The sequence below is a fragment of the Halobellus ordinarius genome, assembly GCF_031823395.1.
Taxonomy (GTDB): domain Archaea; phylum Halobacteriota; class Halobacteria; order Halobacteriales; family Haloferacaceae; genus Haloquadratum; species Haloquadratum ordinarius.
The window spans coordinates 104,588-118,139 of sequence record NZ_JAVQKJ010000011.1; the positions used below are offsets into that span (position 1 = coordinate 104,588).

11 protein-coding genes and 3 pseudogenes are annotated in these 13,552 nt (G+C 57.7%); 5 read left to right on the plus strand and 9 right to left on the minus strand.

The features are described from left to right. Positions 1-206 precede the first annotated feature (206 nt). Positions 207-1,403, minus strand: coding sequence for a tyrosine-type recombinase/integrase (locus RJT48_RS16565; protein WP_311173449.1), 1,197 nt, complete (start codon positions 1,401-1,403; stop codon positions 207-209). 510 nt (positions 1,404-1,913) lie between these two features. On the opposite strand from RJT48_RS16565, the pseudogene RJT48_RS16570 reads away from it, so the two are divergent. Beyond that, a pseudogene (locus RJT48_RS16570) lies at positions 1,914-3,083 on the plus strand (tyrosine-type recombinase/integrase). Between the two features lie 527 nt (positions 3,084-3,610). After that, positions 3,611-3,976 (plus strand): annotated as a pseudogene (locus tag RJT48_RS16575) (transposase domain-containing protein); the annotation flags it as partial. A 245-nt stretch (positions 3,977-4,221) separates the two neighbouring features. Here RJT48_RS16575 and RJT48_RS16580 read toward each other — a convergent pair. From RJT48_RS16580 to RJT48_RS16600, 5 genes are all read right to left on the minus strand, one after another. Beyond that, entirely contained in the window at positions 4,222-4,992 is a 771-nt protein-coding gene (locus tag RJT48_RS16580; protein WP_311173450.1) for an IclR family transcriptional regulator, read from the minus strand. 53 nt (positions 4,993-5,045) lie between these two features. Next, complete coding sequence (locus tag RJT48_RS20820; protein WP_311173490.1) at positions 5,046-5,294, minus strand: MOFRL family protein; 249 nt, start codon at positions 5,292-5,294, stop codon at positions 5,046-5,048. Between the two features lie 6 nt (positions 5,295-5,300). Beyond that, entirely contained in the window at positions 5,301-5,489 is a 189-nt protein-coding gene (locus RJT48_RS16590) for a DUF4147 domain-containing protein (protein WP_311173491.1), read from the minus strand. 82 nt (positions 5,490-5,571) lie between these two features. Next, positions 5,572-6,429, minus strand: coding sequence for a fumarylacetoacetate hydrolase family protein (locus RJT48_RS16595; RefSeq protein ID WP_311173451.1), 858 nt, complete (start codon positions 6,427-6,429; stop codon positions 5,572-5,574). Positions 6,430-6,478: 49 nt separating this feature from the next. Continuing rightward, the gene (locus RJT48_RS16600; protein ID WP_311173452.1) at positions 6,479-7,810 is read right to left on the minus strand and encodes a nickel pincer cofactor-dependent isomerase, group 22; all 1,332 of its coding nucleotides are present in this window, start codon (positions 7,808-7,810) and stop codon (positions 6,479-6,481) included. A 322-nt stretch (positions 7,811-8,132) separates the two neighbouring features. Between RJT48_RS16600 and RJT48_RS16605 the strand changes: the two are divergent. The 3 genes and pseudogenes from RJT48_RS16605 to RJT48_RS16615 all read left to right on the plus strand — a co-directional run bounded on the left by RJT48_RS16605 (position 8,133) and on the right by RJT48_RS16615 (position 10,872). After that, positions 8,133-8,793: pseudogene (locus RJT48_RS16605) on the plus strand (transposase domain-containing protein). 260 nt (positions 8,794-9,053) lie between these two features. Next, positions 9,054-9,716, plus strand: coding sequence for an RraA family protein (locus RJT48_RS16610; RefSeq protein WP_311173453.1), 663 nt, complete (start codon positions 9,054-9,056; stop codon positions 9,714-9,716). 1 nt (position 9,717) lies between these two features. Beyond that, a complete protein-coding gene (locus tag RJT48_RS16615) occupies positions 9,718-10,872 on the plus strand; it encodes a mandelate racemase/muconate lactonizing enzyme family protein (protein ID WP_311173454.1) in 1,155 nt (384 codons plus the stop codon). A 43-nt stretch (positions 10,873-10,915) separates the two neighbouring features. Here the strand turns inward: RJT48_RS16615 and RJT48_RS16620 are convergent, their stop codons facing one another. From RJT48_RS16620 to RJT48_RS16630, 3 genes are all read right to left on the minus strand, one after another. After that, the gene (locus RJT48_RS16620; protein ID WP_311173455.1) at positions 10,916-12,142 is read right to left on the minus strand and encodes an MFS transporter; all 1,227 of its coding nucleotides are present in this window, start codon (positions 12,140-12,142) and stop codon (positions 10,916-10,918) included. 94 nt (positions 12,143-12,236) lie between these two features. Further along, positions 12,237-12,698 carry a MaoC family dehydratase gene (locus tag RJT48_RS16625; RefSeq protein ID WP_311173456.1) on the minus strand — a complete coding sequence of 154 codons (462 nt, stop codon included), beginning with the start codon at positions 12,696-12,698 and terminating at the stop codon, positions 12,237-12,239. A 61-nt stretch (positions 12,699-12,759) separates the two neighbouring features. Further along, entirely contained in the window at positions 12,760-13,389 is a 630-nt protein-coding gene (locus RJT48_RS16630; RefSeq protein ID WP_311173457.1) for an IS6 family transposase, read from the minus strand. Positions 13,390-13,552: the final 163 nt, after the last annotated feature.

Sequence of the window (13,552 nt, forward strand, 5' to 3'; positions counted from 1 at the left end):
CGTGCCTGAAACTCTCGCTCGAATCCTGCTCGTGGATCTGGATCCAGTATTTCTGGGCCGTTGTTTCGTACTGTATCGCGTACGCCTCCAAATCACCGGCCTCCAAGACTGCCGAGATATCGATGGTCTCCCGTCTGCTACCCCGGTTGTGAGACGTGAATGTGTTACTCGCTTGTTCCGGGCTTAATCGAGTGATCGAGATGTTCTCAGCTGACATCGTCCTCGGTCGTGGTTTGTTCGTCGACTTTCTCGAACGCGTCACTCGCGACTTCTGCCTGCTCGCTCGCCTCAATGTGACTGTACATTTTTGATGTAGTGGACGGATCTTCGTGGCGAAGCGCACGTTGAGCTGCTGAAGCACCCTCTGCCCGATAGAGGGCCTCGCCAGCACCGCGGCGCGCTCCGTGCGGTTTCAAGTACTCGTGCTCACCCTCAACGGGGATCTCACCCTCCTTGCAGAGGCGGCGGAAGATATTCCGAACGGTCTCAGTGGTGATCGATGGTGGGGGAATCCCATACCGACGTAGAACTGCGTCTGGACCGTCTGCCTCGAGTTCGGCCTCCAAGCTATCTACGCGATTGCCAAGCTCCGTACGCGCACACTCGTATAACGACGGCGCGTGCTGTGTCGGGAACACCGGCCACTCCTCCGTCGGTGGGTCCAGAATCTTGCGATACTGCTCTACGGCCGAGCGGGCCTGACTTGGTAACTGCACCTCCTCACCGGCTGTTTGACTTTTCCCCAGTACCCGAATCACACCCGCTTCGGGATCCACGTCCGCCCATGTGACACCAGTCCGGCGCGAATCATTGGGATCACGGAGAAGTTCAGCGCTCCGCGCGCCAGAGTACGCGAATAGGTAGACGAGCGCTCGGTCCCGCCCTTCCTCTAAAGCGTTGCTCCCTCGTTCGGAGATCGCGTCGTGCGCACGCTCATCCACGTACCGTACGAAGGCTGTTCGCTCCTGCGGACTCCAGAACTGCTGGCGATTACCGTTCGCGCCGAGCGACGCATCGGGCAATTCCTCCAGAGCCGGCTTGTGCTCGGCGGGGTTCTCTTCGCGGTATCCCCACTTTACGCAGTAGGTGAAAAACGCGCGGACAAGAGCGTAATATTGCTGAGCAGTCCGTCCTGTGATACCTGCCTCATCGTCCTGATCCGCGACGCGTGCGCCGGTTCGACGGTGGAGGTATTCGGCGTACTGCATCATTGTTCGTCGTGAGATGTCGCGTACGGTCTCGACGGAGTCGGGCGTCCAGTCGATGAACGCCGTGAGGACACGGTCGGCTTCGCGGGCGTAGTTCCCGCCGCCACCAGGCTTGGCTTTCTTTTGTACCCACTCCTCAACGGCTTTTTCCAGGGGTTTGTGGGCCTCTGTATCGGTTGGCCGGCGTTCGGGCATTGGGATGGCTGACCCGAGGGCGGCGACCCACTAAAATCCACTTGTGCTTATTCGAGTAAGCACAAGTGCAGAGTACGGGAATGCTAAAACTACGATATCGGGGTTATTAGAACTTCTACGCTTAGAATCTGATTCTGCATATGAGTTGTAAATCGTATATTGCTATATGGAAGGTTCGTCGCGACTGATCCTACCTCGGAGGATGGATTTGATGCGTGCCTATCGGCAAGGTATATGAGGGCATTGTTCGGCTTCACCGTGCCGAGCGAGGCGTAGGTCCGTGGGGAACCGGGCCGGCAGAGCTACGTGCTGGCCTAGACCTCGCCACCCTGATAGACAATCTCCATGGCGTCGGCCGCTAGGGGTCAGTCACCGACGATTTCATCTAGCAGGTCACGACGGCCATAATCTCCTACCTGGGCGGCTCGGAGGCTGTTGACCCCGTATATCGATGCCAACACCAACCAGGAGCCCTCAAAGCGGCCGGTGTGACGCTCCTTCGGGTGCTACCTGCCGGACAAGGGCCGCGGTGGCGAGGGTGGTAACTACCGCCGCATCGCCACTCACGAACTCGACCGATTTGCGGAATGGACCGCCGGTGAGCGCGGCGACAAAGACTGGACCGAGATCACTCCCGAGGACGTCGACCGCCCCCGACCTTTGTCGACCTTGACGAGCGAGTCTTTCGTGAGTACGCTCGGCACCCTTCTGGTGACCGGACTCAAGCAGAACACAGTCCAGACCTACTGCGCCTACATCTCGGCGTGGTGTGGCTGGTGCGTCAACGAGGGGTATCTCGAAGCACACTACGCTCAGCGAGCGAGCGCGACAGCGCCGCTGCCTGACGACGACGGCCGGAAGCCTGGTGACCAGCAGGCCCGGACGCCCGAGCAGCGCCACGCTCTCACACGGCACGTAGACGAGCAGGCGCGTGAGGCCATCGAGGCATACACCACCCTTCCCGATGACGTGGGTCCACTCGACAAGCAACGAGCCCGGTATACGGCGCTGAAGGCGGCTCGTGACCGGGCTCTGGTGTTCGTCATCGCGTATACGGCTGTCCGCGTGGGTGAACTCCTCCGAGACCCCGACGACCCGCGACGCCGTGGCGTCCGCTGGGAGGACCTCTCCCTTGACGACAGGAGTATGGACGTCTATCGGAAGAAACAGCAGTGGGATGCTGCTCCTCTCCCCGACCCCGTTATCTCCCCGTTGCGGAGCTACCGGAAACTGATGGACCCGCCGACGGAACGATGGCCTGTATTCCCGACACTCGACCAGCGGACGCTTGCAGGATTCGTACAGGAAGAGCTAGCTGATTGTGGGGCACATCCGGATGTGATTGAAGAGCGACGTGAGGAATACGCTCGCGACCTCCTGCTGGCGCTCGACGAGGATATCCGCCTGCCGTCGATTACGACGGACGGGGCACGGTCGACCCTCAAGCGACTCACGGAAGCCACGGAGATCGATGTCGATCATCCAAAACACGAGTATTTAGCACCGCACGGCGGTCGCCGGGGGATGGGTGAGGTTCTTGTTCGGGCATTCGGATACACCGTGGCTGCCCGATATCTCGACAATTCGGAGGAGATGATTCGTGAGAGGTACTCGCATATCGAAGCTGGTGAGTTAGGCGATATCGCAACAGAAGCACTCAGCAAGATCGATTCTGTTTGATGTCTGTACCCATACGAGCAGACGGATTGAATTTGCAGGGATAAGACGCAGAGTGTCTGTGTCCAGATATAGTCTTCCACGAATTCCCCGCTACCTATTGAAAGAATTCATCAATGAATGTGTCTCGCATAAGGGCATAATCGATATATCAGCCCGCTCATAGGGCGCGTTCACACAAGCGATGATTCCCGCTTGCTCATAGAAGTGAGGCAGGAAGTCCAGCCATTTATAAAAGTCTGTGATGTTGATCAGGATCAATCTGATGTGCTGGAAGGGCGGTCGGAATATCGGCCCACGAAAGGCCTGTGATGGAGTAGTGAATATAACCTAACGCTGATTTCTTGCGGCCTGTACCAACGACACTCTGTCCCATCCCCTGCAGTCGGTCACCCGGGCAAAGATCCACGGTCAACTGCAGTGAACGACTCCCCTTACCTCGTTTCGGAAAAGGGTGTACAAAACCCTATTTACTGAATCAACCCCATTCCTCTTCTAATATTTATATTACTAATATCAGAAATATATTGTCTTGGGTGTACGCTGCAATAGACCTCGACTCAAAGCTACTACTCGGTGTCAACCTCTTCGACCGACGAGGTACCGATCCAGTAACAGAGTTTCTTGAGCAGCTCGCCGAAAAACACGATCTCTCAAATACTGAATTTCTGGTCGATGGCTATGGATACCTGACTGCCCTCTTTCGATTAGATCTGAGCGGTCATCTTGACTACGTTGATCGAAGCCTCATCGAAAAATGGTTTCACACCCTCAAAATGAGAGTTGACCGCTTCCATAATTCGTGGGTCGGCAGTCAGACTGCTGTCGCCCAGTGGCTTGGACAGTTTGTGTACTACTATAATTTCCAACGACCGCATCAAGCGTTACATTATCGATATTGGATCCACTGGAGGCGACAGACTCTGAGCATCAAAAGTCATTACGAGACTTTAACGTCTCGCTTATCTTATCTGCTATTACTCGTTGAGCTAATAATAAAACGTTTCATTAATCTAATTATGTATGCCTTCCAAAATGAAATAATCCACTCGTCACATTATCAAGTTAGTGTTCTATAATAGAACATAATTCATATAACATAACTGGCAGACCAACCGCTGTCAGGAGATACTATGACGGCTTACGAGTAGCTCATATTGAGGCTCACGATGTTCGTGGCTTCCTCTAGCTTCTGAGGAATATCTTCCTCGTACCGGTCTCCCTGCATCCGACTAGAGGGACCTGAAACGCTGATGGCGCCGTGGACCTCTCCATCGTTGTCGGTAACGGCGTGGGCGACACAGCGGAGACCTGGAAGACGTTCCTCGTCGTCAAAAGCAACACCTTGTTCGCGGACTTGATCAAGCCGATCAAACAGCTCGTCGCGCTCAGTAATGGTGTTCTCAGTCGTCGCCGGGAGACCGTGTTGATTGATGATCTCCTCAACCCGTTCGTGAGGCAGTTCCGCCAGGATTGCCTTCCCGAGAGCCGTGTTATGAAGGTGGACGCGGTGGCCCGTGTAAGAGTCAACCTCCACAGCGTTCTCACCCTGTTCACGATGAAGATATATACCTTTGCCGTACTCCTCAACAAGTAGGTTCACGAGGTCGCCAGTCTCCTCTGCTAAGATTTCAAGTTCCGGCTTTGCGACTTGATGGATCTCCTGCTGGTGGCGAGCGTAGGTCCCCAGCCCCACAAGGCGCAACCCAACGTCGTAGGTCGTCCCCTCCTTGACAACGTATTCCTCCTGCCGTAGCGTTGTGAGGTAATTATGGACGCGGCTCTTGGACATACCAAGGTGATCAGCAAGCTCGGTGACCCCACCGCCGTTGATCTCCTTAAGCCCCCTGAGAACGGCAACAGTGATCTCGGCGGCCTGGATGGGATTTTCAGCCGTGTTTGTCTGGGCCATATCCACGGTTTGTTCTCCGATGATAAAATATGTTCCGCCTGAATAAATCAAATTCAACAATCCAAAACGCCATAGGGAACGAGCGTTACTCTGAGGTCATTCACATTTGTCCCCGTCGCTCCGGTGCTGAGATGTTCGTCGCGATCCCGTAGAAACGGCGTCACGTCGTTCGTCGCCAGCGCTGCGCGGGCCTCCGTCGCCGGCGTTGCAGTCGCCTCATCCACCAGCGCGCCGGAGTACTCTGTCGGTTCGTCGAAACCGTCGGTGTCGACGCTCGTCAGGACGACGCCGTCGTAGATAATTTCGCCCTAGATCAACTCCAAAACGCTCGCAACGTGCCCGGTCGCGTTCCCGTCACCGAGGACGACTACCTCCCTGAACCCGGAGAGGTCGTAGGTCGCGTTGTCGGTGCGGAGCGTTGTCCCGTTTAGGGACACCGTCTCATCGAGCACCATCTCTGGGTGCGCGGCGGCGATGCCTGCCTCGACAGCATCGATGGCGAGAGCGTCTGGCTAGCAGTCGATAACATTTGCCGCGTTCGTGACAATATCGTGATCAGAGCTGGTCGACGGCACAGACCTACCTGTCGCCTTCGGCTGCGACCACTGGGTTCTCAAGGACGCCGATACCCTCGACCTCCGCTTCGACGGTATCACCCGGTTCGAGCAGGTCCGGTGGGTCCTGGAAGATGCCGACGCCACCGGGCGTTCCTGTCGAGATCACGTCGCCTGGACGGAGCGTAGTGATGCCGCTGATATACTCCACCACTTCGTCCACATCGAAGATGAACTCCTTCGTACTCGATGACTGTTTCACCTCGCCGTTGACGCGGAGTTCGACGTCTACCGTGTTCGGATCGACAGAATCGTCTGTGACGAGTGCAGGCCCCATTGGCGCGAAGGTGTCGTAACTCTTCCCACGGAAAAACTGACCGTCGTCGAACTGGGCATCCCGCGCACTCACGTCGTTGACGATGGTATAGCCAGCAACGTACTCGCGCGCGTTCGCGGCGTCGACGTTGCGAGCGGTTCGACCGATGACGATCCCGAGTTCGACCTCGTAGTCGACCTCGTCGGTCGCAGCGGGATGCACGATCGGATCGTCGGGGTTTGTCACTGCTGACGGGGACTTCGCGAACAGGAGAGGCCGATCGGGCACTTCCTCGTCCTGCTCTTCTGCGTGGTCGTGGTAGTTGAGTCCGACACAAACGATCTGTCCGGGCTGAGGGACGGGCGCCAGGCGTCGAACATCGTCTGCTGCCCGCGAGGGTAGTGCTCCGTCTTGGAGCGCACGCCGTACCGCTGCGCGGTAGGACGGGTTCGCCAGATCGCTAAGATCCGGCGGCCCGTCGGGTAGTCCCGAGAGCGGGTGGAGTTTAGAGTCGTGTTCGACGCCCCACTGTGGAGACGCGTCTGTTGTGTACCGAACGAATTTCATCATACAGACGAAGAATTGAGAGGATATTAAATGTTGATAATGTACCCACTCAACTGCCTGGCGAGGGAGCCACGAACTGGCCGTCGTCGAACTCGATCGGGTCCGTTTCGGCGATGACGGCGAGGTCGTCTCGGCCCCGCGCCTCTTCGACGAGCGCGGGGGAAGCGTACAACTGACCCAGACGCATTGTGTCCCGTACTCGGAGAATGCGCACGTCCTGAGGCTCCACGACTCCGATGGTCGATAGCGCGGCGACGATGCCTGCGCGGTCTGTCTCGACAACTGGCGGCAGCCGGACGCCACGAGTCGTGCTCGCCGTGATGGCGTTAATCAGTGTTGTCGAGGCCTCAAGCTCATCCAAGAGGTCAGCGTGGACGAAGTCGGCGGATCCCATCCCCATTGCGTTGCCGTGGGTGGTCTCCGTCAGCCCCCGAGTATAGATACGCTTGATATCGGGTAAGTCAGGCTCAGGCTCTTGGATCGCGAACGGACGCCGGCCGATGACGTTTGTATCCATACCCTGCCCGCTGATGTCCTTGCCTTGTTCGTCCACGACCAAGACATCTATCTCCTCGAAGGGCAGCGTCGGCATAATGTCGTAGGCAGTTTCTAGTAACTCCGCCTCTCGATCCAAAAAGCCAGCCGGGGGGACGCCCTCGATAATGGCGGTGTCGTCGTGCTGGTCCTCAACAATAGCGACGCCGCCGACGATTGGCAACGATTCGAGTAGTTGACCGGTGATTTCCGGAATCATATTCCGCAGGCTCCAATCAACGGCCCACTCGTGGGCGATCTTCGCACCTCGTTGTTTGCCCATCCCGATCACGATCATCTTCGAGAGGCCGCTTTCGACGGCGCCGTCGTAGTCCGTGTGCGGTTTCACCCGATTTACCGGAATGATAGCGTCGGCTGCGGCGGCGTGACTATCAGCCACGACTGGGACACCGCGATCCGGCGTTTTACTCACCTCAACGACATCCATACTCGATCGGATCTCACAGCCGATGGTTTCCTCAGTGACACCGAGCGAGGCGAGCATCTCCCGTTGGCCCTCGGCAGTCGCCCCGCCGTGGCTCCCCATTGCCGGAAAGACGAACGGTTCGTAGCCCGAGTCACTGACTGTGTCAACGACTCCGCGGACGATCGTGGCCAGATTCGCAATTCCTCGGCTTCCGGCGCCGATGGCGACCTCGCCGCCGTCAGGGACATCAGCGAAATCAAGTGCGTCGACTGCCTCGGCGGTCCTGTTCGGAATTTCCTCGGGGTGAATCGGATCGGTATCCCAGATCTGCTCGATGACCCCGAGTTCTGGGAGTTCGCGCTCTCCAGAAGCTTCTATAACATCTTTTTCCGGGACTACCAGTTGCTCGGACGGATTCATGACAGTACAGGACGACTGATGATCAATAAATGGTCCCCTTGCCTTGGTGGGTCGTGTTTACTTATGGAAATTCTGCTCCCCGAACAAACCTCCCCGGTGACGATATAGTGTTTTGGACTAGCGAGGGGGCAGTGTTCAGATGAAACTGATAGTAATACTGAATTCAGAGCCACTCTATCAGCTGATTTCGGCGGTCATAATATAAACCAAGCTAACGGTTAGTAACCGTGTCTTCGTGTATCTCAGTAGTTGGATTTGACGCCAGAACTGCCGTAGCTCCGTAGATTTCCATTTGCAACTCGATCATTACTAGTAGTATTATCTGAACACTGCCCGCGAGCGGACACCCGAGCAGGCTATGGGAATTCAGATGCATTTAGCGGGGTTGTCGCTGTCGAATACCATTGATTTCCTCAATAGGCTGGGTGTCCACCGCAGTCACAAAGCAATCTACGATTGGGTCCAGAAAGCCGATCTACAGCTCGACGCGGGCCAACGCCCGAATCACATCGCGCTTGACGAGATCGTGATTCGGGTCAACGACGAGCAATACTGGCTGTACGCCGTCCCTGATTCGGCGACGAATCACCTGCTTCACGTGCGACTGTTTACGACGACGACCGCCCTCACCGCGATGTTCCTCTAGGAACTGCGCGAGAAACATGATGTTGAAACTGCCGTGTTTCTCGTCGATGGCGCCCAACATCTCCAAACTGCAATTCACCTATAGTAACGTTTGCAAGTCTTCGCTCACACGATCGCACGACAGCGTGCGATCGGATGAGTAATCAGTTGCAAACGCTACTATAGTAGGACTCTGATTTCAGATGCGTCGTCACGGAAATCGGAATGCTGTCGAATGAATCTTCCGCGAACTCAAACGTCGAACCTCGTCGTTTTCGAACTTCTTCAGTCACGTCGACGCAAAAACAGCCGAATTCTGTCTCCAAGCCTTCGCCCGCTGGCACAATGCCGTTGACTAAACACCACCAGGGCGGGACCACGAACTACGACTACACCGGCGAATCCGCTATCGTGACGGGATAGATGGAAGGTATCGGACGGAGAGTCACCGCGGGACTGCTGGAGTCGACATAAACGCCGTCATCAACTCCTGGACGCCGAAAGGCGTCGAGGCCTCCCTCAAAGACCTCGATGTTCTCGGTGCGAGAATCCTCGGCGGCACACCGCCGAGCGGACCGGGGTGGTTTTAAGCCCCACCGGCCGCAAATATTGACTGATGATGGGTGACATCCCAACGACAGATCTGTGTGACCGTTACGCATCGCTGTACCCAGGCGCGATTACCGATGTCCTTGATGACCTAGGATACGAAGACCAGACGCTCGATCCCGGTATCGGACCATTGAAGGACCATATGACCACAGCCGGGATCGCCTACCCCTGTGTCGGCCGGCCGAACCGCAGTGTTGATAATGAAAAGAACGTCAGGAATATCCTCCAGATGCTCGGGGACGCCCCCGAAGACGCCGTCGTGATTTACGAGACGAACGCGATGGACTCGGCCCAGATCGGCGAACTCTCCGTCGAGTGCTTGATGGTAAACGGCTGCCGGGGTGCAGTACTGGATGGCGGAGCGCGGGATCTGGATTATATTTTACAGAACGATTTCCCGGTTTTTTCCCGCTTCCGGACGCCCGCCGACGCCGTCCCCCGGTGGGAACTGCTTGAGTGGGACACCGAGGCCGTCGTCGGCGGCATCGAGGTATCTCCTGGTGACGTGGTGGTCGGTGATGTCGACGGTGTCGTCGTCGTCCCAGGAGAGATAGCCGAGGAGGTACTTCTGGAGGCCGAGGAACTAGCCGAGACGGAAGATGAAGTCCGAGACGCCGTTCGCGACGGCGTCCATCCCGTGAACGCCTACGAGGAGTTCGAGGTGTTCTGAGATGGAAATAACGGATATTGAGGCGGTGCTGTTGAGCTATGTTTATCCTGAAGACGAACAACTGGAGTGGTCCGCGGGGACCATCGAGTCTTGGGATGCCTCGCTGGTACGCGTCGAGACTGACACCGGTCTCGTCGGCTGGGGCGAAGCCGGCCACGCGTTGACCGGCAGCGAAGCGGTGCCCGGTATCGTCGACGCCTTCCGGTCGCAGGTCGTCGGCCGGAATCCAGAGAACGTTTTGGGTCTCCGGGAAGAACTCTATAATCAAAATCTCTTTTGGGCGCGCGGAGCACTCCCACTGGGTGTCATCGGCGCCATCGAGATCGCCATTTACGACGTACTCTCCCAAGACGCCGGACTTCCGCTGTACAAGTTGCTCGGCGGCCGGTCAGAGGAGCGTGTCCGCGTGTACGGCAGCGCCGGCATCGCCGCTACCCTAGAAGAGCGTGTCGAGCAGGCGCGTTCGATCGCTGAAGACGGGTTTGATATCGTGAAGGTCCGGGCACTGGGTGATCCGATGGCGAACGTCGACTACGTAGAGGCGCTGTTAGATGCGGTCGGGCCCGATGTCCAAGTGGCGTTCGACGCTGTCCAGGGCAGCGCGGGATCCCCTTGGCCAGTTAAGGACTCCATCCGCCTTGGGCGCGCGCTAGAGGAGCACGCCGACCAAATCTATTGGTACGAGGAGCCCTGCCGTGCGGAGAATCTTGATGGGTTCGCTCGGGTCCGAGACGCGGTCGATATCCCTGTGACCGGCATCGAAAGCCGGACGGGCCGCCACGAGTTCCGCGACGTCGTTGACACTGGCGCGGTCGACGTGCTCCAGCCGGATGTCACCATCGCCGGCGGGTTCGCTGAGACGGCGAAAATTAGCGGCTATGCCGCCGCCCACGACATCCCACTGGCGATGCACGTTTGGGGGACCGGCGTCTCGCTACTCGCGAACTGCCACTTCGCGGCCGCCGACACCAACACCGATGTCGTCGAGTACTGCCAGCTCCCGAACCCGCTGCGTGAGGAGATGCTCCCCGATTCTTTCAATTGCGACGGCCAATATGTCACTCTCCCTGAGGAGCCGGGGCTTGGGCTTGATATGCCTGCGGACCTCAACGAGCGGTTCGAATACGTGCCCGGAAAGGGCCACGTCTTCGATTGACGAGTCAGTATGCGGGCAGCCAAATTATGACCGGTTCCACCCGTCAGGTTCCTTTGGCCGACTCTCTCGGTGAAACTGTCGTCCGCTCGTCCGGGGGGAGCAGGGCGTACGCCAGCGCAGCTATCCCCGAGAGTGCGGCCATACCAATGAAGGCCGCGTCGAACAAGCCGATGTCCGCCAGCGCCCCTACAGCCATCGAGCCTGAGGCACTGAGGACGAGGGTGATGGTTCGCAACAGTCCGTACCCCGACCCACGGATGGCCGGAGGCAATGATTCTATGACGTAGGCCTCGTTCACAGGCGTCACGACCACGCGTAGTCCGATGAGGAGGACGACAACAGCGAGCCATAGCGTGCCTTTGACGAACGGCAGGATCCCGAGCACTGCTGCCGGGAACGCTGTGAGCCACACGAGCATCCGCCGGCTGCCCAAACGCGTGGCGATGCGGCCGGCGGCCGGCTGGCCAACCGCGCCGGCTGCGAAGAACACGCCGTAGAGCGCGGCGGCAGTCTCGGGGGGCAGCCCCTTTGCGACGGTTAAGTACGTTGGCAGGAACGTCGCTATCCCCTGGTTAGTAAATGTAAGCAATGTAATTGCGGCTACGGGAATTACCACTCTGCGGCGACCGAATACAGCACCTAGGAACGCACGGATCTGGGCGTTCGAGCGGTCGTCTTCAGGGTCCCGGGGTATGGAGCGGACCGGAGCGATTACCCAGACCCCGAGCACAGACGCCACCATCAGTGGGAGCACGAACCCGACCCCGAGTCGCCAGTCATATCGGGCGGCGACTGCCACACCGGCGAACGGAAGTATGGCGGCCCCAATGTTGCCGGCGGCGAGCGTGATTCCGAGCGCTGTACTACCACTCGACTGGGAATCACCCGTCAGGAGGGTTGTAGCCGGAGGAAAGTACAGCCCAGCTCCCAACCCGAACAGCCCACAGGCGAGAACAAACCCGCCGAACCCCGGTGCCGTCGCGAACGCGAACACGCCGGCGGCGGCGACCGCGAGGCTCGTCACGAGCACGGCGCGCTCGCCCACCTGCTGGGCTAGCAGGCCGGCGGGGAATTGCATCAGCGCGTATGTCAGCCACAGCAGAGTCATCGCGCCGCCAACCATAGCATTGGTCACGCCGAGTTCTACCCGGATGGCCGGCAGCAGTGCCGGCACCACGAACCGGGTACCAAGCACGAACAGCCACCCGGTCGAAACCATCGCCAGCAGTGGAACGTTATCGTCCGCGAGATACCGGGCAGCCGACGCCAATCTCACTGTTCGGGGCTGATCTGGTGGGATAGTCTAGAGTAGACGGCCCCGTACGGCTGGCGGATCAGGCGCTGCCGTGACCCTCGGCGCATCGTCAGCCGCCGTCCCGTCGCTCGACAAGCGTGATGTGTCGACAAGCTAGCACAGTCTCATTGTCTTCGTTCTCAACCTCGTAAGCGTAAACGACCCGGCCCAGATCCTCGTTGTGCTTCTCGACCTCGACGACCTCCCGATGGCAGGTCAGCGTATCCCCAATGAGTACGGGTTCGATGAACCGAAGATTGTCGTACCCATAGGAGAACGACTTCGGGTTCATATCAGCGACAATGGCCTCCGCCACGGAGAATACGAGGTTCCCGTGGGCAATACGGGCGCCAAACTCCGACTTCTCAGCCGCCGTCTTGCTCATATGTAGCGGGTGGAAATCGCTGGATACACCGGCGAAGTTGACAACGTCAGCTTCGGTGATGGTGCGGGCCTCCTCAACGGTGAACGCCTCGCCTTCCTCGATGTCCTCAAAATACCTGTCGGTGTCCTTGTCTGGAGCGTCGATCATAGCCATACATATCCGGGTTCGATATTAACACTAGGGGTGCCGTTCGGGGTCGTGTTTAGTTTCAAGCATTAAGCCAGGCAGCAAATGCTTGGGGCCAATTTTCAGCAGTTTCAGGTTGTACGTGGCTGAAACAGTTTGAGAACGAGGAAGTTCGGCGCTTAAGTTCTCGAAAGATACGTTCGATGGCGTTCCGATTTCCATTTCGTTCGGTTTGAAATCGGAGCGATGCTCTGGCCAGCGCAGTTTGGAGGTGTTGAGCGCCATCGACCAGAAACACGGCAGATTCAACATCGTGTTTCTGGCGAAGTTCTCGGAGAAAGATCTCGGTTAATGCGGTCGTTGTAGTGGCAAACAACCGCAGATGCAGCAGCTCGTTTGTCTCGGGATCGGCGGCAGCATACAGCCAGAATTGCTGATCGTTGATCCGAATCACAGTTTCGTCAACCGCAACGTGATTCGGACTTCGACCTTCTGTGGGCTGTAAATCGGCCTTTTGCACCCAATCGTGGATGGCTTTGCGAGATCGCTTGACACCCCACTCTTCGAGGATAGAGACGGTATTCGACAGCGACAACCCTGCTAACTGCAGTTGAATACCGAGCTTCATCGCACGCTCGGGTGTCCGCTGACGTTCCACAAAATCCAAATCAATCCAGTCTGTACATCCGCTGAGGCGGTTGATTTTTGCCATAGACCAGCAGAAAATCACACCGCCTCACTCTTCATCCTTAACTAAACACGACCCCGAACGGGGTCGCGTTAAGTTAGGCAGAAACGCAAGACTGCAAGAGTATTTTCCGAGTTGGAGAAACCCGATTTATATACTCAAGACAGGTAGTAACTCCGGGAGAAAT

Coding starts and splice junctions, on each gene's coding strand:
- RJT48_RS16565 (WP_311173449.1), bottom strand. CDS start 1,403: ATGCCCGAACGCCGGCCAACCGATACAGAGGCCCACAAACCCCTGGAA.
- RJT48_RS16580 (WP_311173450.1), bottom strand. CDS start 4,992: ATGGCCCAGACAAACACGGCTGAAAATCCCATCCAGGCCGCCGAGATC.
- RJT48_RS16595 (WP_311173451.1), bottom strand. CDS start 6,429: ATGAAATTCGTTCGGTACACAACAGACGCGTCTCCACAGTGGGGCGTC.
- RJT48_RS16600 (WP_311173452.1), bottom strand. CDS start 7,810: ATGAATCCGTCCGAGCAACTGGTAGTCCCGGAAAAAGATGTTATAGAA.
- RJT48_RS16610 (WP_311173453.1), top strand. CDS start 9,054: ATGGGTGACATCCCAACGACAGATCTGTGTGACCGTTACGCATCGCTG.
- RJT48_RS16615 (WP_311173454.1), top strand. CDS start 9,718: ATGGAAATAACGGATATTGAGGCGGTGCTGTTGAGCTATGTTTATCCT.
- RJT48_RS16625 (WP_311173456.1), bottom strand. CDS start 12,698: ATGATCGACGCTCCAGACAAGGACACCGACAGGTATTTTGAGGACATC.
- RJT48_RS16630 (WP_311173457.1), bottom strand. CDS start 13,389: ATGGCAAAAATCAACCGCCTCAGCGGATGTACAGACTGGATTGATTTG.